The sequence below is a fragment of the Neisseria sp. N95_16 genome, assembly GCF_002551535.2.
Taxonomy (GTDB): Bacteria; Pseudomonadota; Gammaproteobacteria; order Burkholderiales; family Neisseriaceae; genus Neisseria; species Neisseria brasiliensis.
In genome coordinates, this window is sequence record NZ_PDBT02000021.1 from 17,361 (window position 1) to 36,411 (window position 19,051).

The 19,051-nt window shown below is 48.0% G+C and carries 20 protein-coding genes and 1 pseudogene; 5 read left to right on the forward strand and 16 right to left on the reverse strand.

The features are described 5' to 3' along the window. Window positions 1-58 precede the first annotated feature (58 nt). On the reverse strand, window positions 59-721 hold the full coding sequence (locus CRG49_RS05030) for a carbonic anhydrase (protein ID WP_095503681.1): 663 nt from the start codon (window positions 719-721) through the stop codon (window positions 59-61). A gap of 263 nt (window positions 722-984) precedes the next feature. Between CRG49_RS05030 and CRG49_RS05035 the strand changes: the two genes are divergently transcribed. Continuing rightward, complete coding sequence (locus CRG49_RS05035; protein ID WP_095503682.1) at window positions 985-1,986, forward strand: adenosine deaminase; 1,002 nt, start codon at window positions 985-987, stop codon at window positions 1,984-1,986. 34 nt (window positions 1,987-2,020) lie between these two features. Then, entirely contained in the window at window positions 2,021-2,518 is a 498-nt protein-coding gene (tpx, locus tag CRG49_RS05040) for a thiol peroxidase (protein ID WP_095503683.1), read from the forward strand. Between the two features lie 65 nt (window positions 2,519-2,583). Here tpx and CRG49_RS05045 read toward each other — a convergent pair whose 3' ends face one another. Together CRG49_RS05045 and bioB are read right to left on the reverse strand one after the other, a co-directional pair. After that, window positions 2,584-2,910 carry a YegP family protein gene (locus CRG49_RS05045; protein ID WP_095503684.1) on the reverse strand — a complete coding sequence of 109 codons (327 nt, stop codon included), beginning with the start codon at window positions 2,908-2,910 and terminating at the stop codon, window positions 2,584-2,586. A gap of 195 nt (window positions 2,911-3,105) precedes the next feature. After that, window positions 3,106-4,146: a biotin synthase BioB gene (bioB, locus tag CRG49_RS05050; RefSeq protein ID WP_095503685.1), complete on the reverse strand. Its 1,041-nt coding sequence runs from the start codon at window positions 4,144-4,146 to the stop codon at window positions 3,106-3,108. A 185-nt stretch (window positions 4,147-4,331) separates the two neighbouring features. Here bioB and CRG49_RS05055 point away from each other — a divergent pair, with 185 nt between their 5' ends. Then, window positions 4,332-4,991 carry an HAD family phosphatase gene (locus CRG49_RS05055; protein ID WP_095503699.1) on the forward strand — a complete coding sequence of 220 codons (660 nt, stop codon included), beginning with the start codon at window positions 4,332-4,334 and terminating at the stop codon, window positions 4,989-4,991. 44 nt (window positions 4,992-5,035) lie between these two features. Here CRG49_RS05055 and CRG49_RS05060 read toward each other — a convergent pair whose 3' ends face one another. The 6 genes and pseudogenes from CRG49_RS05060 to CRG49_RS05080 form a co-directional block, all read right to left on the reverse strand. Further along, window positions 5,036-5,725, reverse strand: coding sequence for a Sir2 family NAD-dependent protein deacetylase (locus CRG49_RS05060; protein ID WP_095503686.1), 690 nt, complete (start codon window positions 5,723-5,725; stop codon window positions 5,036-5,038). A gap of 61 nt (window positions 5,726-5,786) precedes the next feature. Then, window positions 5,787-6,401 carry a glutathione S-transferase family protein gene (locus CRG49_RS05065; RefSeq protein WP_095503687.1) on the reverse strand — a complete coding sequence of 205 codons (615 nt, stop codon included), beginning with the start codon at window positions 6,399-6,401 and terminating at the stop codon, window positions 5,787-5,789. 95 nt (window positions 6,402-6,496) lie between these two features. Further along, on the reverse strand, window positions 6,497-6,697 hold the full coding sequence (locus tag CRG49_RS05070) for a hypothetical protein (RefSeq protein ID WP_095503688.1): 201 nt from the start codon (window positions 6,695-6,697) through the stop codon (window positions 6,497-6,499). Window positions 6,698-6,878: 181 nt separating this feature from the next. Further along, window positions 6,879-7,025, reverse strand: coding sequence for a hypothetical protein (locus CRG49_RS13300; RefSeq protein WP_095503689.1), 147 nt, complete (start codon window positions 7,023-7,025; stop codon window positions 6,879-6,881). Between the two features lie 35 nt (window positions 7,026-7,060). Next, window positions 7,061-7,253 (reverse strand): annotated as a pseudogene (locus tag CRG49_RS13500) (lipoprotein signal peptidase). 26 nt (window positions 7,254-7,279) lie between these two features. Continuing rightward, on the reverse strand, window positions 7,280-8,707 hold the full coding sequence (locus CRG49_RS05080; protein WP_195690043.1) for an acyl-CoA dehydrogenase family protein: 1,428 nt from the start codon (window positions 8,705-8,707) through the stop codon (window positions 7,280-7,282). Between the two features lie 290 nt (window positions 8,708-8,997). On the opposite strand from CRG49_RS05080, the gene radA reads away from it, so the two are divergent. Further along, window positions 8,998-10,377 (forward strand): DNA repair protein RadA, encoded by a 1,380-nt coding sequence (gene radA / locus CRG49_RS05085; protein ID WP_095503690.1) that lies wholly within the window; start codon window positions 8,998-9,000, stop codon window positions 10,375-10,377. 39 nt (window positions 10,378-10,416) lie between these two features. Here the strand turns inward: radA and CRG49_RS05090 are convergent, their stop codons facing one another. The 7 genes from CRG49_RS05090 to CRG49_RS05120 all read right to left on the reverse strand — a co-directional run bounded on the left by CRG49_RS05090 (window position 10,417) and on the right by CRG49_RS05120 (window position 16,471). Further along, a complete protein-coding gene (locus tag CRG49_RS05090; RefSeq protein ID WP_095503691.1) occupies window positions 10,417-10,914 on the reverse strand; it encodes a DUF302 domain-containing protein in 498 nt (165 codons plus the stop codon). Window positions 10,915-10,984: 70 nt separating this feature from the next. Beyond that, a complete protein-coding gene (locus CRG49_RS05095; protein ID WP_095503692.1) occupies window positions 10,985-11,353 on the reverse strand; it encodes a rhodanese-like domain-containing protein in 369 nt (122 codons plus the stop codon). 147 nt (window positions 11,354-11,500) lie between these two features. Then, on the reverse strand, window positions 11,501-12,907 hold the full coding sequence (locus tag CRG49_RS05100; protein WP_095503693.1) for a dihydrolipoyl dehydrogenase: 1,407 nt from the start codon (window positions 12,905-12,907) through the stop codon (window positions 11,501-11,503). A gap of 218 nt (window positions 12,908-13,125) precedes the next feature. Beyond that, a complete protein-coding gene (locus CRG49_RS05105; RefSeq protein ID WP_095503694.1) occupies window positions 13,126-13,863 on the reverse strand; it encodes a glutathione peroxidase in 738 nt (245 codons plus the stop codon). 176 nt (window positions 13,864-14,039) lie between these two features. Continuing rightward, entirely contained in the window at window positions 14,040-14,816 is a 777-nt protein-coding gene (locus tag CRG49_RS05110) for a 1-acylglycerol-3-phosphate O-acyltransferase (RefSeq protein WP_095503701.1), read from the reverse strand. A gap of 50 nt (window positions 14,817-14,866) precedes the next feature. Next, window positions 14,867-15,694 carry a bifunctional DNA-formamidopyrimidine glycosylase/DNA-(apurinic or apyrimidinic site) lyase gene (gene mutM, locus CRG49_RS05115; RefSeq protein WP_095503695.1) on the reverse strand — a complete coding sequence of 276 codons (828 nt, stop codon included), beginning with the start codon at window positions 15,692-15,694 and terminating at the stop codon, window positions 14,867-14,869. A gap of 111 nt (window positions 15,695-15,805) precedes the next feature. Next, window positions 15,806-16,471, reverse strand: a complete 666-nt coding sequence (locus CRG49_RS05120) for a class I SAM-dependent methyltransferase (protein WP_095503696.1) — start codon at window positions 16,469-16,471, stop codon at window positions 15,806-15,808. 215 nt (window positions 16,472-16,686) lie between these two features. Between CRG49_RS05120 and CRG49_RS05125 the strand changes: the two genes are divergently transcribed. Then, the gene (locus CRG49_RS05125; RefSeq protein ID WP_095503697.1) at window positions 16,687-18,882 is read left to right on the forward strand and encodes a LysM peptidoglycan-binding domain-containing protein; all 2,196 of its coding nucleotides are present in this window, start codon (window positions 16,687-16,689) and stop codon (window positions 18,880-18,882) included. Window positions 18,883-19,051: the final 169 nt, after the last annotated feature.

The following is a 19,051-nucleotide window of genomic DNA, read 5'->3' on the forward strand; positions in this document are numbered from 1 at the left end:
TCTGAAACAATCTGTTTCAGACGGCCTTTTTTAATTAAACGCTTAAACTATCCTAGCCTCACGACTGCGGTACGCTCCAATCGCTGTCGGTCAAATCATAAATTTTCTGAATTTCTTTCAGAATATTGTCAAAATCGATATTCAAATCTTTCAGACGGCCTGTGCGGATATCAAATACCCAACCGTGCACCACTGGAAATTTTTCTTTCAGATAACGTTTTTGCACGCCGGCGCTCTTGATGACGTTGATGCATTGTTCTTGCACGTTTAATTCGACTAACCGGTCGTAACGCGCTTGCTCGTCTTCAATCGCATCCAATTCTTCGCGATGCAGACGGTAAACATCGCGGATGCAGCGCAACCAAGGGTTCAGCATGCCGTAATCTTTGGCCTGCATGGCGGATTTTACGCCGCCACATTCATAATGGCCGCATACGACAATGTGTTTAACGTTCAAATGGTAAACTGCATAATTGATGACCGAAGCCACGTTAATATCAATGGCGTTGACCATATTGGCAATATTGCGGTGCACAAACACTTCACCCGGCTGCATGCCCATCATGTCTTCAGCGGTTACGCGGCTGTCGGAGCAGCCGATGTAGAGATATTCCGGCGTTTGGTTGATGGAAAGCTTATCAAAAAAATGTGGGTCGTTGCGCAATTGCTCTTCGGCCCATTGGCGGTTATGTTCAAAAATATCTTGTTTGGTTTTAGACATTCTATTTTCCTAGAAACAGACTCATGCGGAAGTTTAGGCTGATTTGTCCGATTAGACAAGCCCGAAGGCAGGAAAAGGCCGTCTGAAAGTCGTGCCACCGCCTAAAGTAGCAATCGCGACTGGCTTTAAGTATCAACTACCGCCCCCAAATACGCCCATACAGAATCTTACACTCGCAAACATTGACCGCGTAAGTTGAAAAGACGACAATCAATCAACGAATCACGGCTTTCAATAAAGGCCGTCTGAACAAGAAAGCCATCATGACACGCAATGAATTAATCGCCGCCCTACCCAAAGCCGAACTCCATGTCCATATCGAAGGCACATTTGAGCCGGAATTGATGTTTGAAATCGCCCGCCGCAATCAGGTTGATATTCCTTACGCAAGTGTTGATGAAATCCGTGCGGCTTATGATTTTCATAATTTGCAGTCTTTTTTAGACATTTATTATGCCGGCGCGGCGGTATTACTGCATGAGTGCGATTTTTACGATTTGACTCGCGCCTATCTGCTGCGCTGCCGTGAAGACAACGTGACCCATACCGAAATTTTCTTCGATCCGCAAACGCATACCGAGCGTGGTGTAGCTTTTAAAACGGTGATTAACGGCATCGACCGCGCCTGCCGTGATGCGGCGCAAGAATGGGGCATTTCCAGTCACCTAATTATGTGTTTCCTGCGCCATTTATCGGAAGACTCGGCATTTGAAACCTTGGCACAGGCTTTGCCGTTTCGCGACAAAATCATCGGCGTGGGCTTGGATTCGAGCGAAGTCGGTCATCCACCGTCTAAATTCGAGCGTGTGTTTGCCAAAGCGCGCGAATACGGCTTGCTGGCCGTGGCGCATGCCGGTGAAGAAGGCCCGCCGGAATATGTGTATGAAGCCTTGGATTTGCTCAAAGTGGCGCGTATAGACCACGGCGTGCGCTCGGAGGAAGACGATGCGCTGATGCAGCGTTTGATTGATGCGCAAATGCCGCTAACGGTCTGCCCGTTGAGCAATCTCAAGCTGAAAGTGGTCAATCATTTGGGCGCACACAATTTACACCGTATGCTGCAGCGCGGCGTGTTGGTGACAGTCAATTCAGACGACCCTGCCTATTTCGGCGGCTATGTGAATCAAAATTTTACCGAGTTGGCCGATGCTTTGGATTTGAGCAACGACGACATCCGCACGTTGTGCAAAAATTCGTTCAAAGCATCGTTTATCAGTGATGCGGAAAAAGAAGCATGGTATCGTCGCATTGATGAGACCGTTTAACCGTAGGACTTAACTTAATCAGAAAGGAATCAACATGGCTCAAGTAACATTTAAAGGCGATCCGGTAGAAGTAGGCGGCACCCTGCCACAAGTCGGCCAAACCGCTCCTGCATTTACCTTAGTGGCCACCGATTTATCCGAAAAAAGTCTGTCGGATTTTGCCGGTAAGCGCAAAGTGCTGAACATTTTCCCAAGCATCGACACGGGCGTGTGCTCGAAATCGGTACGCGAATTCAACGAGCGCGCCACCGGCTTGGATAACACCGTCGTTTTGTGTATTTCCGCTGATTTGCCGTTTGCCTTAGCACGTTTCTGCGGTGCTGAAGGCATTGAAAACGTGACCTCGCTTTCGACTTTCCGCTGCAAAAACTTTAAGCAAGACTATGGCACTGAAATTCAGTCTTCCCCGCTCAAAGGCTTGAACGCCCGCGCGGTGGTGGTGCTTGACGAAAACGACCAAGTGCTGCACAGCGAATTGGTGCCTGAAATCGGTGAAGAACCAAATTACGATGCGGCTTTGGCTGTGTTGTAAGCATTAAAAATCATCAAGGCCGTCTGAAATTTAAATTTCAGACGGCCTTGATGATTTAGATTGGTTTAACCTTCCAACACGCTGGCAGAAGCGGCTTCTGCTTTCACTTTGGTAATCGCAGCTTCACGCACAGCTTCGTCAGCAAAGAGCGGGCTGGTGCCAATGATTTGGCCGTTGGTGGCTTTAAGATTAAAGTAGAATTTGCCGTTGTTGCTTTCCTTTAACTCATAGCGCCCATCTTCGGCAGAATTTTTGCGAATCGACTCGATGCCGTTTTGCGCAGAAGCTTTGCTGTTGTATTGCTCGCTTTTCAATAAGGTCTTATCATCATCGCCCAGCAGGCTGAAGCTGAAATGACCGTCATCGCTCTTGCGTAATTCAAATGCTGCCATACTTACACTCCTTTTCGGTTGATTGTGCCGCGTCCTGACGCAGGGGCGGAAAATGAAAAATATTCCTAATAATATAAAAACAGCTTGCAATTGTGTCAATCAAATATATGCAAACTTTATAGATATCATATAAACATAATGATTTCGTGATGATACACAAATGCCGTCTGAAACGTTTCAGACGGCATTTGTGTATCAATAATCCACTTTAATGGCCGATGGTGCTTCAACCGCTTCTACTTGATGGTTCAGCGGCGCCAAATCCAATTTATCCATCAGCAGACGGTCGCCATCTTCATCCGGATTGTCGGTGGTGAGCAGCTTGTCACCGTAGAAAATCGAATTGGCGCCGGCCAAGAAACACATGGCTTGGGTAGATTCGTTCATGCCCGTGCGTCCTGCGCTCAAGCGCACAAAGCTTTTCGGCATCGTGATGCGCGCCACGGCGATGGTGCGCACAAATTCCGTCCAGTCTAAATCTTCCGCATCGGCCAACGGCGTGCCTTCAACTTTAACCAATTGATTAATCGGCACACTTTCCGGCTGCGGGTCGAGATTGGCCAAGCTGGCAATCAAGCCGGCGCGTTCGGCGCGGGTTTCATTCATGCCGACAATGCCGCCGCAGCATATTTTCAAACCGGCATGGCGCACTTTGCCCAAAGTATCCATGCGGTCTTCGTGTTGGCGTGTGTGGATGATGTCGTTGTAACGCTCGGGGTCGGTATCGAGATTGTGGTTGTAGTAATCCAATCCGGCTTCTTTCAAATCTTCGGCCATGCCGTCTTCCAACATGCCGAATGTGCCGCAGGTTTCTAAACCCAAGGCTTTCACGGCTTTGATGATTTCGGACACGGTTTCTACATCTTTCGGTTTCGGTCCGCGCCATGCCGCACCCATGCAGAAACGGCTGGCGCCGCGTGCTTGTGCGATTTTGGCTTTGGCGACGATTTCATCGACGTCCATCATTTGTTCTTTGCCCAAGTCGGTGTTGTGATGCGCCGATTGCGGACAATACGCGCAATCTTCGGGGCAGCCGCCGGTTTTGATGGAAAGTAAAGTGGAGAGTTGGATTTCGCGCGGATTAAATTGTTGGCGGTGAATTTCGGCAGCCTGATACACCAAGTCTAAAAACGGCAAGGCAAACAAAGCTTCTACATCGCATTTTTTCCAATAACGCGCAGTCGGATGCGGCTTGCGCTCGGTTTGGCGGCGCAAGGCTACGGGAGAGAGTGTCATGTTGTGCTCTTTCTAAATTCACAGCGGCGCAATGACGCTGATGGCTTGACTGCCGGCACAATGACGACAGCGGCGGATAGAGGCCGTCTGAAGCGAAACCGTATCTTTATGCAAGGATTTAGGCTATGATTTCAGACGGCGTGGAAAGTGTAACCTGTTTAAAAAACCACCGCAAAGGATTTTTAATGACTGCATTCAAATTAGCAATTTTCGATTGCGACGGCGTATTGGTCGACAGCGAACGCATTACCTGTGAAGTATTGACGCAATGCTTGGCCGAACAAGGCTTGGTAATGGACAGCCAAGAAGTCTGGCGGTTATTCGTTGGCAAATCCATTCCCAAAAGCATGGAGATGATTGGCGAAATGCTGGGCGAAAGGCCGTCTGAAAGCATGTGGCAGGAATTTGCCCAGCGAGCCAATGCCGCATTGAAAGAAGATGTTGAAGCGGTGAAAAACATCGAAGCCGCACTCGATGCGCTTGAAATTCCTTATTGCGTGGCATCCAACGGTGATTTTGCCAAGATGAACACCACGCTTGGCGCCACCGGCCTGCTGCCACGTTTTCAAGACAAAATGTTCAGCGCCACGCAAGTCAAAGCAGGCAAACCCGCGCCCGATTTGTTTTTGCTCGCCGCCCAAACCATGGGCTACGCGCCGCAAGATTGCGTGGTGATTGAAGACAGCCCCACCGGTGTTACCGCCGCGCTGGCTGCAGGCATGACACCGTTTGGCTATACCCAATGGACGCCGCGTGAGACTTTGCAGGAAGCCGGTGCGCTGGTGTTGTTTGACGACATGGCGCAATTGCCGCAATTGATTCGGGATTATTCAGCATCACAATAAAAGTTTCAGGCCGTCTGAAATATTAAGTTTCAGACGGCCTCAATTTAATCAGCTTTTGCCTGCTCAATCAAATAAGCCACCAAACTCGGCACACCCTCTGCCGCGCGTTTTGGAATCACTTCGATATTCGCCGCCACACTTTGCGGATTCGGGTCAACCAAATACAAATCGGCATGCTGCGGCGCGTAATGCACCAAAGAAGCGGCCGGATAAACCTGCATCGATGTGCCGACGATGATCACCACATCGGCATCGCGCATTTCCTCTACCGCCACATCAAACATCGGCACTTGTTCGCCGAAAAACACAATATGCGGCCGCATCGCACCACCGCTGCTGCTCAAAGTTTCCGCTGTTTGCTCGCCGTTAAACTCAATGATTTCATCAGGGTCAGCAACGCTGCGCAGCTTATTCAGCTCGCCATGCAGGTGCAACACATTTTTGCTGCCGGCTCTTTCGTGCAAGTTATCCACGTTTTGCGTGATGATTTGCACGCGGTAATGTTCGGCCAAATCCAGCAACGCTTTGTGCGCCGCATTCGGCTCTGCCGCATTGGCTTGGCGGCGGCGCTGGTTGTAGAAATCAATCACCAACTGCGGATTTTTCGCCAAGGCTTCGGGCGTGCAGACATCGGTAACTTTATACCCTTCCCACAAACCGCCCGCATCGCGGAAAGTCAATAAACCGCTATCAGCGCTGATGCCTGCGCCGGTTAAGACCACACATTTCTTCATGTTGCCCCCATTGTGATTAAGGCCGTCTGAATATGTTATTTTTTCAGACGGCCTCTATTAATTACAACAAACCTTGTGTTTTTAATGCTTTTTGCACGCCTTCATCGGCTTCCACGCGCTGATAAAAGCCTTCCAATTTATCTAAGTGGCTCAAATCGATATTGAATGCTTTCGCCCAACGCAGCACCACATACACGTACACATCAGCAATGGTTAATTCGCCGGTCAAATAATCCTGATTATGCAGGGCTTCGTTAACCAAGCCGAAATAATCGCTCACTTGCAGCATCGCACGCGCACGGATTTGCGCACCTTCACCCTCGCCTTCGATAAAACGGTTTGGATTAAACACATAAGCAAAAGTCGAATGCAAATCGGCATTGGCAAACGCCAGCCATTGACGTGCTTTGGCTTGTTGGTGCACATCGCCTTTGCCAAACAGCTTGGCTTCAGGGTATTGCGTGTTGATGAAATCCAAAATCGCCATATTTTGCGTCAGCGACCAATCGCCATCTTGCAAAACCGGCACCGAACCCAAGGAGTTCAAGGCCAAGAATTCCGGCGTTTTCAACTCATCGCGCGCCATTTTCACCGCTTCAAAATCGGCCTTCGCCCATTCCAAAGCCACATGCGGCACCAGCGGGCAAGCGCCCTGCATATAGTAAAGTTTCAACATGGTTTTTCCTTTTTTGTGTTGTGAAGCTATTGTACGCTATTTTAAAAAGCCGTCTGAAAGCTGCATTCATTAAAAAATTTCAGACGGCCTCAATCTCAATCATCAGGGTGAAGTCTGGCCGCCGCCCGCTCACGCGCTACGGTGCTTTTGTCTTTTAAGGTTGCGCCTAAACCCAGCTTTTTTTCATATTCAGATGGCGGCGTATCGTCGTCTTCCATGCCGAACGCGCTGGCATTGACCCAAAGCGACAGCAGCCCGGCCACCGCTGCTAAAAACCCAACAATATACCAAAACATAGCTCTTTCCTTTTGCCATACCCAATCGGCACGGTCTCTTGTTATATTGGGATAAACTGTATCATATTCTGATAGAAGGATAAATTGAACTTACTTAATACAATATTCGGCAGATTAAAACGTTAAAAAACGAAAAGGCCGTCTGAAAACCACGTTTTCAGACGGCCTAAGAAATAATCAATCAACCGCCGCACGCACCGCAGCAACCGCCTTCACTGTGGCCGCCACGTTTTTCTTGATTATCTAAAACCGGCAATTCCACTTCTTCTTTGGTTTCGGCTTCTTGATTCGGCAAATCGTTGACTTTGATTTTGTTTTCTTCGCTCATGGCTTCACTCTCGCTTTAGGGTTAAAGTTCGGTCATCATAACATGACTTTTATATTCATCTTTTGATAAAGCGCAAAAAACTGAGACCTTTGCAAAATCCCCAGATTTGAGTACAGTTCGAAGTGAGAGCAGCGCAGAAAGCGAAGACATATCATAAAGATAGGCAAGCTTTCGAGCAGCGCATAACGAAGAAATGTGCCAAAGATGGGGATTTTGCAAAGGTCTCAGGCCGCTGTTTCAGATGGCCTATCTCATCAACAATATTCACAATCCAAAATATCTTTGCGGATATTTTTCAGCAAGAATTCAGCAGCGGTATCAGATTCGGTTTGAATGAACACAAACAATTTCGCCACCACTTTGCCGATAAACACTTTCTTCAAGGCGCATGCTTCGGCGATTTTATAAGATGCCAAGAAATCGGTGATGTCTTGCGGCAGGCTGCGTTTATCCAGCTTCACGGCCGTCATGCGCTTGTCGCTGTTGAAACGTTGCAGCAGGGTTTGCTCTTTGTCGAGCTTGATGCCGGCTTCTTTTTCTTCGGCCGTAGCGCGGTTGAACGCATCGTAAATCTCGGCATACAGCATGTCGTTCGGCCCTTCAAAAATGGTGAACGGGCGGAAGTCGATGGCAATATTGCTGGCCACATGGCCGCTTTCAAAGCCTTTGGCACCGAGTAATTTTTGCAGCTTTTGCGCGGCATCGTAAGTGTATTCGGTCGCCAAGGTCTTGATAATATTGGCTTCCATCACCTGATGGCTAACCGGCTGATCCGGTGACACGCGGTTGCAAGTGAAATCGTACAACACTTGCGACACTTCATAGCGGCGCTCGATTTCACGGCGCTCGAATTCGACGAATTTAATGTCGTTACGCACGTATTTTTGCGTGTTGGCGACAATGTATTCCATGATGCCGTGCGTCATACCGACCAATTGCAGGCGGCTGCGGATGAAAATGTTTTGGAACGCACGCAAGCTGGCGGCATCGCTATCCGACAATTTCATCACCAAATTGGCCGGAATATTGCCGTCAATGCGGTTGATCGCGTAACGCACCGCGCGCAAACCTTCCGATTTCAATACTTCGCAGCGGATGTATTCTCTCGGCACCAATAATAAATTGATGACTTTAGACAATTTGCCGTTTTTGCGCTCTTTGGCCGCCACCAGCAGAAAATCGCTTTGAGAATTGCCCTGCCAATATTTCGCCGCTTTCACGTAAACGGTTTCGTCATCAACATACTCGTAAAACGACTGCATTTCACGCGCGATGGCTGCACCTGAAGTTTCCGGCTCGGTAACACCCAAGCCACCGCCCTCGCCTTTGAAAATCAAGTCCAAACCGAGCTTGATTTGCGACTCGCTGCCGAATTCTTGCAACGGCTGCAATACCAGCGCACCTTCAATACCGGTACGCAAAGTTACGGGCACGCCGTAATGGCCGGCCAAACGCAATACTTCTTGAATTTCAAACTGGCTGTTTTTGCGGCCGCCGTGTTTTTCATCCAAAAACGGCAGCAGCAAACCGGCATTTTTCAATTCCAGCCATTTGTCTTCCGGCAGATATTGCATCAAGCTTAATCCTGCGCCAAATACACGCGCAAAAGTCTCTTCGATATGTCGCAAAAAAGCAGCCGTATCCATGTTTACCGGCTGCAATGTAGATTCTGCAGATGCCATACAACCTCTTTTTAGATGATGTGTTTTAGAGTTTAGAGTTTATTTACTAATTTATATCACAATCTTTATCGGGCGACAATCGTTATCAAAAATTTTGACGGTATCATTGTGAAAAGCAATGATTTGGCGAATAAAAGCACGATTCAAGGCCGTCTGAATGCGGTATAAACACAAACAAAAATACAACACCTTGTTGAAAAACCTTAGTCCATACCGTCTGAAAAGTTTCAGACGGCATGAAGCGGCATGCGTATAATAACGGCTTCATCCCTTATTTTACGGAATCCGTCATGGCAAAAGCACCGAAAACCGTTTACCAATGCACCGAATGCGGCGGCACATCGCCCAAATGGCAAGGCAAATGCCCGCATTGCGGCGAATGGAATACTTTGCAGGAAAGCTTGGCCGCGCCCGAACCGAAAAACGCGCGTTTCCAATCGTGGGCGGCGGATACCTCGAGCGTGCAATCTTTATCTGCCGTGACCGCCACCGAAGTGCCGCGCAACCCGACCGGTATGGGCGAACTCGACCGCGTATTGGGCGGCGGTTTGGTTGATGGCGCTGTGATTTTGTTGGGCGGCGATCCGGGCATCGGCAAATCGACCCTGTTGTTACAAACCATCGCCAAAATGGCGCAAACGCGCAAAGTTTTGTATGTTTCAGGCGAGGAATCGGCGCAACAGGTCGCCTTGCGCGCGCAGCGTTTGGATTTGCCGACTGATGGCGTGAATCTGTTGGCTGAAATCCGCATGGAAGCGATTCAGACGGCCTTAAAACAACACGAACCGGAAGTGGTGGTCATCGACTCGATTCAAACCATGTATTCCGACCAAATCACGTCCGCACCCGGCTCCGTGTCGCAAGTGCGCGAATGTGCGGCACAACTGACGCGTATGGCCAAGCAAATGGGTATCGCCATGATTTTGGTCGGCCACGTCACCAAAGACGGCGCGATTGCCGGCCCGCGCGTGTTGGAGCATATGGTGGATACGGTACTGTATTTTGAGGGCGACCAGCATTCCAATTACCGCATGATACGCGCGATTAAAAACCGCTTCGGTGCCGCCAATGAGTTGGGTGTATTTGCGATGACGGAAACAGGTTTGAAAGGTGTGTCGAACCCATCGGCGATTTTTTTAGCGAGCTATCGCGACGATGTGCCGGGTTCGTGTGTATTGGTGACGCAGGAAGGCTCACGGCCTTTATTGGTGGAAATCCAAGCCTTGGTTGATGATGCCCACGGTTTTACACCCAAACGCCTCACCGTCGGCCTTGAACAAAACCGCCTGTCCATGCTGCTGGCTGTGTTAAACCGCCACGGCGGCATCGCCTGCTTTGATCAAGATGTGTTTCTCAACGCCGTCGGCGGCGTGAAAATCAGCGAGCCCGCAGCCGACTTAGCCGTCATCCTTGCCATGCTTTCCAGCTTCCGCAACCGCCCTTTGCCGGAAAAAATGGTCTCCTTTGGGGAAATCGGTTTGAGCGGCGAAGTACGCCCTGTTGCCCGCGGTCAGGAACGCTTAAAAGAAGCGGAAAAACTCGGCTTCAAACGCGCCATCGTGCCGAAAGCCAATATGCCGCGCAATGTGAAAGAATTTCCGAATTTGGAGATTTTCGGCGTGGGCAGCTTGCAGGAAGCAATTGATGTCTGCCGTAATGCACAAGATTAAATCATATTGCAAAGGCCGTCTGAAACGTTTCAGACGGCCTCACTTATTGATAATCGCCACTTTGCGAATCAGTTTCTCCGCATTGGCCAACGCATTTTCTACTTCAGCATAGTCAATTTTGCTGCCCGCAATCAGCGCGCGCGTGTCGTTGAACACCACTTTCGCGCGCCCGTCGGCTTCCGTTACCAATACGCGCAACGGTAATTGCAAGGCAAATTCAGGATCTTTCACCATCAAAGGCGTGCCGGCTTTCGGTGTGCCGAACACAATCACTTTTGCCGGTTGCATATCCAAGCCACTCTCTTTGGCCGCCGCTTGATGATCAATCACGGCAAACACATTCATGCCTTTTTCTTTGACTGCGTTTTGCAGGCGGTTAACCGTTTCATCGAAAGTGTATCGGCTGTCAACTGAATGCGTTTGGTTCATCTGCTTTCCTGGTCGCATGATCGGGATGGGGTTACTGGTTGAGGTAGAACAAGCAGCAATTACTGTGGTAGCAAATACTGCAACAGCTAAAGTTTTTAACGCTTTCATAAAATCTCCTTTTTTATGTTTTTAAAATCAAGGCCGTCTGAACATATTTTATTTCAGACGGCCTCAATGATTATTTCAAACCTTTTTTCAATAAATCTTCATAACCGCCATGATTAGTTACATTGGTGTAACCTTCTTTTTTCAAGGCTTCTAAAGCGGCTTCGGCACGGCGGCCGCTGCGGCAATAAAGGTTAATCGGCGCATTTTTATCCGGGCTGACTTGTTTGATTTTGGCGGTAATTTCATTTGCCGGAATATTGACCGCATTGCGCAAATGACCTTGAGAAAATTCTTCCGGTGTACGCACATCAATCCATACGCCTTTTGCTTTGGCAGGTTGTGAGGCGGCTGCTTTCTCAGTCGGCTTTGTGCCCATAGCCTGTGCAGACAAAGGGGCAATCAGAGCAGCAGCAACGATTAATAACAGGAATTTTTTCATGTTTTTTTTATCCTTGAAATAGTTTATGAAACGATTTGAAATGATTCTACACGATATTATTTTCAGACGGCCATTATTTTATTTAATTTTAATCAAATAAAAAAAGCCGTCTGAAAGATTTAGACGGCCTTTGAGTCAGTTTTAAATTTAAGCCAATTTCAATTTGGCATTCACATCGCGCAATGCGGTGCGCAAGCCTTCTTCGATCACCGGATGATAGAAAGGCATATCCAACATTTGCGGAATGGTCATTTTCATTTGATGCGCCCAAGCCAACAAATGCGCTAAGTGCTCGGCGGCCGGGCCAAAGATTTCTGCACCCAAGAATAAGCCTGTGCCTTGCTCGGCGTAAACGCGCATATGACCTTTGTTAACCAACATCACACGGCTGCGGCCTTGGTTTTTAAACGATACTTCACCGCTGACAAATTGGTCTTCTGAATATTTGGCAGAAACTTGTGCATACTTCAAACCAATCGAAGCGATTTGCGGCGTGGTGAACACGACACCGATGGTGCTGCGGCGCAAGCCTTGTTCCAGATTTGGGAAGCGGCCAGCATTGTCACCGGCGATTTTGCCTTGGTCTGAAGCTTCGTGCAACAATGGTAATTGGTTCGATGCGTCACCGGCGATGAAGATATTTGGAATGCTGGTTTGCATGGTCAGCGGATCGGCAGTCGGTACACCGCGGTCGTCCAATTTGATATCCAAGTTTTCCAAGCCGATATTGTCCACGTTCGGGCGACGGCCAACGGCAGCCAACAGGTATTCGGCAGTAAATTCACCGCTTTCGCCATCTTGTTCCCATTTCACCACGACATTGCCGTCTGCATCCAATGCAGCTTCGGTTTTGGCATCCAAATGCAGGGTCATTTCTTCACCGAATACGGCTTTGGCTTCTTCCAATACCACTGGGTCAGAAATGCCGCCCAACGCACCACCCACACCGAACACTTCAACTTTCACACCCAAACGATGCAAGGCTTGGCCCAATTCCAAACCAATCACGCCCGGACCAAATACCGCTACGCTTTTCGGCAGTGTATCCCATGAGAATACATCGTCGTTGATGATGACTTTGTTGCCCAATGCTTGCCATTGCGGCAACACAACCGGACGCGAACCGGTCGCAATTACGATGGTTTTGGCTGTGATTTCGGTGTGATCGTCAATTTGCACGGTATTGGCATCGATAAATTTGGCAGTGCCCATGATGCGTTTATCAGCAGGCCATTCTTCTACATCGCTCACCACAAAGCCGACAAAACGGTCACGCTCAGATTTGACGCGGCTCATCACTTCCTCACCGTTAACCGTTACGCTGTCTTTATCCAAATGAATACCGAATGGATCGGTATGCAAGGCATGGTGACGGGCTTCGGCAGCGGCAATCAATAATTTAGAAGGCATGCAGCCAACGCGTGCGCAGGTTGTGCCATAGACATGGTTTTCAATCAGGTAAACATTGTCTGTGTGCAAACGGGCATTACGAAACGCGCCCATACCGGCAGTACCGCCGCCCATTACCACTACATCTGCTTGAATTTTTTTCATTGTCGAGTCCTTTATAAGTGCAGCCTAAACGTGTTCAGACGGCCTAATTGTTTTTTCAGAAACCCCGATTAAATTTCATAATAGCCGGATTTCCTTGTAAATATAGAGTTACTCAGGTAATACCGCGCAATGTTCGGCATTACCTGAATAACTCTAACATTATTCAGGAAAGCAGCCCGAAGACTGTTTTTTATTTTTTAGCGATTAATCATGAATGATTAAACAGTCGCCAAGTAAGCATCCAGCTCTTCGCTGCCGCCGATGTATTTACCACCAACGAATACTTGAGGAGCAGTCATCTTACCGGTAATGGCGCGAACAGAAGTCACAGTAGCGTCTTTACCCAATACGATTTCTTCATAAGACAGGCCTTTGTCTTCCAAAGCTTTTTTAGCTTTAGCGCAGAATTGGCAGCCTGGTTTGGTGAAGATCGCAATAGACTCTTGAGATTTCCACTCTGGAGCGATGTAGTTCAACATGGTATCAGCGTCAGATACTTTGAATGGATCACCTGGTTCTTCCGGCTCGATGAACATTTTTTCCACTACGCCGTCGTTAACCAGCATAGAGTAGCGCCATGAGCGTTTACCGAAGCCCAGATCGTTTTTGTCAACCAGCATACCCATGCCTTCGGTAAATTCGCAGTTACCATCAGGGATCATCACGATGTTGTCAGACTCTTCTTCAGCAGCCCAAGCATTCATTACGAATGTGTCGTTTACAGATACGCAGTATACAGCATCTACACCGTTCTCTTTGAACGCTTTAGCCAATTCGTTGTAGCGTGGCAAGTGTGAAGATGAACAAGTTGGGGTAAATGCGCCTGGCAATGAGAATACCACTACTTTTTTACCGGCGAACAAGTCATCGGTAGAAACATCTTTCCAAGCGTCGCCAACGCGAGTGTGGAATACACAGCTAGGTACTTTTTGACCAGTACGATCTTGCAAAGCCATTTTGAGCTCCTTTTAGATTAGGTTTAATAAGGGTGTTGAAAATCAATGTGCACATTCTAACCCACCGACTTTCATTTGTATAATTTATAGTTCAAATAATCTTAATAATCTTAAACTATAAATTATATCACTGCTTCTAAAAATATAAATAGAGGCCGTCTGAAAAATTTCAAGGCTTATTCAAAACTATTTTTATCTGCTTCAATATTTAGGCGCACATAATTTTCCGCAATATCCTTTAGCGCATAACGGTCGCTATTCGGATATTCAGACGGCCTGTATAAAGGCGCAAAGTCCAAGCGAATGCGGATTTTTTTCATGGAAATGATACGCCACAAGGATGACACCAAGTTTACATCGGCATAAGAAGGCTCAATACTGCGCCGCCCCAAGCTGTCGTAATAGCGCAAAGTCACCACCTGAATCGGCGCATCGGCATCAATAGCAGATTGGAATAAGGCCGCTTTAAAAGGCAAAACTTCTTTGCCTGAAGACGTCCGCGCTTCGGGAAAGAAGCTCACGTTTTGCCCCGAACGCAAAGCCGCGCCAATCGCTTGGTTAATCGGCTCAATGTCGCGACGGGAATTGCGGTTGATAAATACGGTGCCGGCATTTTTGCCCATTTTGCCCAATACCGGCCATTTGCTGATTTCCTGCTTCGCGATAAAGCTGCTCGGATACACCGCGCTCATGGCAAAAATATCCAGCCACGACACATGGTTGGCCACGACTAAAGTGCCGTTTACCGATTGCTGCTGTGGCGGAGTGCCGATTTCCAGCTCAACATCCAAAGCATTCAGCGCGCCTTGACCTAAAGCCAACACCGCCTGATTGCGTTGTTCTGGATTATTGCCATCGATGTTGCTCAGGTCTTTAGCAGTTTGATAAAGCCACGCCGTCAAGCGCGATAAGCGGCGCAGGCGTGTGGTGAATGAGGCTTTTGGAGAAGACATATTTTTCTTATATTCCATTTGTTTTCAGACGGCCGAGACCTTACCCGACCTTATTTCTGGCAATGCACACAATAAAAAGTACCCCGCTGACCCAAAGTCTGTTTTTGAATCAACTGACCACATTGCAAACAAGGCTCGTTGTGTCTGCCGTACATGGCGTATTCCTGCTGAAAATAACCGCTTTTGCCATCGCTGTTGACGAAATCGCGTAAAGTGCTGCCACCGGTATCAATCGCGCGTTGCAATACTGCTTTGATGGTTTCAACCAATAAAGCGCATTCTTTTTTAGTCACTTTATTCGCTGGGCGCTGCGGCAAGATGCCTGCTTTAAACAGACTTTCGTTTGCATAAATATTACCCACACCCACCACAACGGCATTGTCCATCACAGCCAACTTCACCGCGCGCTTAAGCGGTTTCAATTTTTGATACAGATATTCAGCGTTAAAATCATCAGACAACGGCTCAGGACCTAATTTTTCCAATAGCGGATGGTGCTCGGCAATACCTTCATACCATAAAAATGCGCCAAACCTGCGCGGGTCATGATAACGCAGCAATGTGCCGTCTGAAAAACGGATTTCAACATGATCATGTTTGTCGTGTGTCTCTATGCGTTCGTCACTGGCGGTAAAAATCCGCAAGCTGCCTGACATACCCAAATGAATCAGCAAAATACCGGTATCAAATTGAATCATCAAATATTTCGCACGGCGCTGACAATCAAGCACGGTTTGTCCGTGTAAAATCTGCGCCAATTCAGGATGAATCGGCCAACGCAATTTAGGCTGGCGCACTTCAACCGATGAAACCGTTTTTTTGGCTATGTGCGGGCTAATTCCACGCAATGTGGTTTCCACTTCAGGTAATTCGGGCATAATCTTTGAATGAAAATAATCTTAAATTAAAGAAAACAAAACAATAAAGCCAACCGCATTTATTTTAAAGTATTAGGCCGTCTGAAAAAGGTAAAACTCTGCAAAAATGCCCTATTTTCCTTCTACTCTGGCAATCGTCAAAGCCACCGGCTGCTCTGCCAACTCTTCTTCAAGTTCCGGCAACGGCGTTACCCCAGCCATGCGCTTGACCAAGACCAAACCATAGACGGCAGCACATTGTGGCCACCAACGATCCCCTGCCTTTTCCAAAAATTGCCAAAATTTCAACGCTGATTCTTGCTCAACCGGCGGCACATATACCATAAATTGCCCGTATTCGATTTCGAAACCCAAATTCTGAATCTGCTGCTTAAATTGCGGCAAGGTCAAACAATTTTCTTTATGCGGCAGACGTTTACCATCAAACCATTTACTGCCACACCAAAGTGAGCTCACATTAAAACCGGTCACAATCAATTTGCCGCCATGCTTCAATACTCTGGCAGCTTCAGTCAATGCCAGCAGCGGCGAATCGCTGTATTCATGGCTGTGCGGCAGCAGCAACATATCCAATGATTGACTTTCCCAAGCCATTTCGGTTGCAACCATACGCACATCATCGGGAACATAAATCAGCTGTTCAGACGGCCTCAACCAAGCCTGCCCGATTTGCGCTGCCTGTTGATTATCGGCAATGCATACATGCTTTTGAAAAAACTGCCGCTCTTTTTGCGCAACATATTGCCCCATTACGGTTTGTTCAAACCAATTATTCATCTGCGCTCCTTACTTTCAGACGGCCTCATTATAAATTGGGTATCAATTTATACCATAGCGTCAAGTTTTTACACGCAAGGCCATGACTTTTGTCAAAAAGTTGGCATTAAGGCCACAGTGTCTGCAAATACCGAGCTTATCGGCTTGACGCGTACAACGTCAAACAGTAGTATCCAACTGACTAAATTTATTCTATCTTACTATCATTTTTGACTATGGCAAAACTGAAAACGATTGCACTCACCATTTCCGGTATTTCCGCCGTTTCCGGCGCTACTTACGCACAAGCAGCCAACAACGCCACTCCGAATCAGGTCGGCATGGCGATGATGCGTTTGAATTCCGCTTTGCTTGACCAAGCCAAATCACAAACCTTTGGCTCGGGCAGCTTGTGGGCTTCTCTGCGTAAAGACTTCCGCATGAATGAAGTCAACACCGAATTGGTTCGCCGCCATGAAGGCAAATTTGCGGCTGGTCGTGCTTATTTTGACCGCACCATCAACCGCAGTAAACCTTATATGTATCATATTGCTACCGAAGTTAAAAAACGCAATATGCCTGCCGAAATTGCTTTGCTGCCTTTCATTGAAAGTGCCTATGTAACCAAGGCAAAATCACATGTTGGCGCTTCAGGTTTGTGGCAGTTTATGCCGGCAACCGGCCGCCATTACGGCTTAGAAAAAACCGCATTATATGATGGCCGCCATGATGTGTACGCTGCAACCAATGCCGCATTGAATTATTTAGAATATCTGCATCGTATGTTTGGCGATTGGTCTTTGGCTTTGGCTGCCTACAACTGGGGCGAAGGCAATGTCGGCCGTGCAATCAACCGCGCACGCGCACAAGGCTTGGAGCCAACCTACGAAAACCTGCGCATGCCGAATGAAACACGCAATTACGTGCCGAAATTATTGGCTGTGCGTAATATTGTTGCCAATCCGCAAGCGTATGGTATGAACGTGAGCGAAATCAGCAATCAGCCATATTTCAAAGCTTTGGATATTGATCAACCGATTGATCACAGCGCCATTACCCGCTTGGCCAACATCGGTGAAAGCGAATTTTTGGCATTGAATCCAGCGTTTAACGCTCCGGTATTCATTCCTAGAGCCAACCGCAAATTATTGTTACCGGCCAGTGCCGCTGCAACCTTCGAGAAAAACTACCGCAACGCCAAACCGGAAACCTTGCTGTCTTGGGATGTATACACCTCATTCAGCAATACCCGCTTAAGCGATATCGCCGCAGAAACCGGCATGAGCGTAGCCGAAATTAGACGTTTAAACGGCATCAGCGGTCATTCATTGTCTGCCGGTCGCAGTATTTTGGTGGCGAAAAACAGCTTGAGCGGTGGCAATAATGCACCGATTAACTTTATCGATAACGATAATACGCCGGATACTTATCGCTCAAACATGCCTGAAATGGCACCAATTCAATTGGCCAGCAATGCTAAAGTGGCTGATACATTGGCTGCCAACATCGTGACACCGATTGCCAAATCAAGCAAACCGATTGACTTTGTCAGCCGTACTCAAGCTGAATATGTTTCGGTTGCCGCTGCCAAAGCACCTGTTGCTGAAACAGTTGTAGCCGTGGCTGAACCACAACCGGCATCTGTTGAGCCTACCCCAGCTCCGGTTGATGTGATGGCGGCTGTTGCCCAAACCCAAACCGTGGTTGCAGAAGCAAAACCACAAGCACCTGCGCCAATAAGCTTGGCTTCAGGCTTGGTTGCCAACGCAGCGGATAATACGGCCGAAAAAGCAGTTGAAATCGCCGTTGAAACCACGCCGGAACCGGTTGCGACAGAAGTGGCTTTGACTGAACCGTTGCCGCTGCCGACTCAAGGCCAACAAGCTGAAGAGCCTAGCCAAGAAGCTGATTCTTTGATGGTTTTGGTACAAGACTCTACTTCGCGTATTCAAGCGGCGGAGACGGTTCAAGAAACCGTTGCCAAGCTGACTGAGCAAGAAAACGCAGCGAAAGCCCGTGCAGCACGATTGGCTGAAAATAAAGCCAAACAGCAACAACGCGTTGCTACTCGCTTAGCACGCGCGAAAACAACCGAATCGGCACAAACCGTTGCCGGCGGTATGCACCGTGTAGCGGAAGGCGATACTTTGTACAACATTTCACAACGCTATAATTTGAGCGTGGCCGATTTGATTACCGCCAACAACATCAAAGGCAACAACATCCGCAAAGGCCAATTGTTACGCGTTGCTGCAGCCAAGCCAAAAGCCAATACGGCTAAAGTGCAAAACGTAGCTTACACAGTACGCAAAGGCGATACATTGAACACCATCGCCAGCCGCTTTGATGTGAATGTCAATGATATTCGCCGCTGGAACAAAAACACCCGCACGGTTACCCCGGGCCAACGCTTGAAATTACAAGGCAGTTAATGCCATAAAAAAAGAACCGCAATGCGGTTCTTTTTTTGTTCGTGACTATTGATGATTACGATAAATAAGCTAGGGCGTGTCCCTAATTTGAATAAGCCCAAAAGAGCCCTATTTTAACCCTATATTCCAACGAAATATAGGCAAACACAAACAATGGCGAGAACCGCAA

Bases quoted from the DNA above. Each gene is read 5' to 3' on its own strand.
- CRG49_RS05030 (WP_095503681.1), bottom strand. From the start codon at position 721: ATGTCTAAAACCAAACAAGATATTTTTGAACATAACCGCCAATGGGCC.
- CRG49_RS05035 (WP_095503682.1), top strand. From the start codon at position 985: ATGACACGCAATGAATTAATCGCCGCCCTACCCAAAGCCGAACTCCAT.
- tpx (WP_095503683.1), top strand. From the start codon at position 2,021: ATGGCTCAAGTAACATTTAAAGGCGATCCGGTAGAAGTAGGCGGCACC.
- CRG49_RS05045 (WP_095503684.1), bottom strand. From the start codon at position 2,910: ATGGCAGCATTTGAATTACGCAAGAGCGATGACGGTCATTTCAGCTTC.
- bioB (WP_095503685.1), bottom strand. From the start codon at position 4,146: ATGACACTCTCTCCCGTAGCCTTGCGCCGCCAAACCGAGCGCAAGCCG.
- CRG49_RS05055 (WP_095503699.1), top strand. From the start codon at position 4,332: ATGACTGCATTCAAATTAGCAATTTTCGATTGCGACGGCGTATTGGTC.
- CRG49_RS05060 (WP_095503686.1), bottom strand. From the start codon at position 5,725: ATGAAGAAATGTGTGGTCTTAACCGGCGCAGGCATCAGCGCTGATAGC.
- CRG49_RS05065 (WP_095503687.1), bottom strand. From the start codon at position 6,401: ATGTTGAAACTTTACTATATGCAGGGCGCTTGCCCGCTGGTGCCGCAT.
- CRG49_RS05070 (WP_095503688.1), bottom strand. From the start codon at position 6,697: ATGTTTTGGTATATTGTTGGGTTTTTAGCAGCGGTGGCCGGGCTGCTG.
- CRG49_RS13300 (WP_095503689.1), bottom strand. From the start codon at position 7,025: ATGAGCGAAGAAAACAAAATCAAAGTCAACGATTTGCCGAATCAAGAA.
- CRG49_RS05080 (WP_195690043.1), bottom strand. From the start codon at position 8,707: ATGGCATCTGCAGAATCTACATTGCAGCCGGTAAACATGGATACGGCT.
- radA (WP_095503690.1), top strand. From the start codon at position 8,998: ATGGCAAAAGCACCGAAAACCGTTTACCAATGCACCGAATGCGGCGGC.
- CRG49_RS05090 (WP_095503691.1), bottom strand. From the start codon at position 10,914: ATGAAAGCGTTAAAAACTTTAGCTGTTGCAGTATTTGCTACCACAGTA.
- CRG49_RS05095 (WP_095503692.1), bottom strand. From the start codon at position 11,353: ATGAAAAAATTCCTGTTATTAATCGTTGCTGCTGCTCTGATTGCCCCT.
- CRG49_RS05100 (WP_095503693.1), bottom strand. From the start codon at position 12,907: ATGAAAAAAATTCAAGCAGATGTAGTGGTAATGGGCGGCGGTACTGCC.
- CRG49_RS05105 (WP_095503694.1), bottom strand. From the start codon at position 13,863: ATGGCTTTGCAAGATCGTACTGGTCAAAAAGTACCTAGCTGTGTATTC.
- CRG49_RS05110 (WP_095503701.1), bottom strand. From the start codon at position 14,816: ATGTCTTCTCCAAAAGCCTCATTCACCACACGCCTGCGCCGCTTATCG.
- mutM (WP_095503695.1), bottom strand. From the start codon at position 15,694: ATGCCCGAATTACCTGAAGTGGAAACCACATTGCGTGGAATTAGCCCG.
- CRG49_RS05120 (WP_095503696.1), bottom strand. From the start codon at position 16,471: ATGAATAATTGGTTTGAACAAACCGTAATGGGGCAATATGTTGCGCAA.
- CRG49_RS05125 (WP_095503697.1), top strand. From the start codon at position 16,687: ATGGCAAAACTGAAAACGATTGCACTCACCATTTCCGGTATTTCCGCC.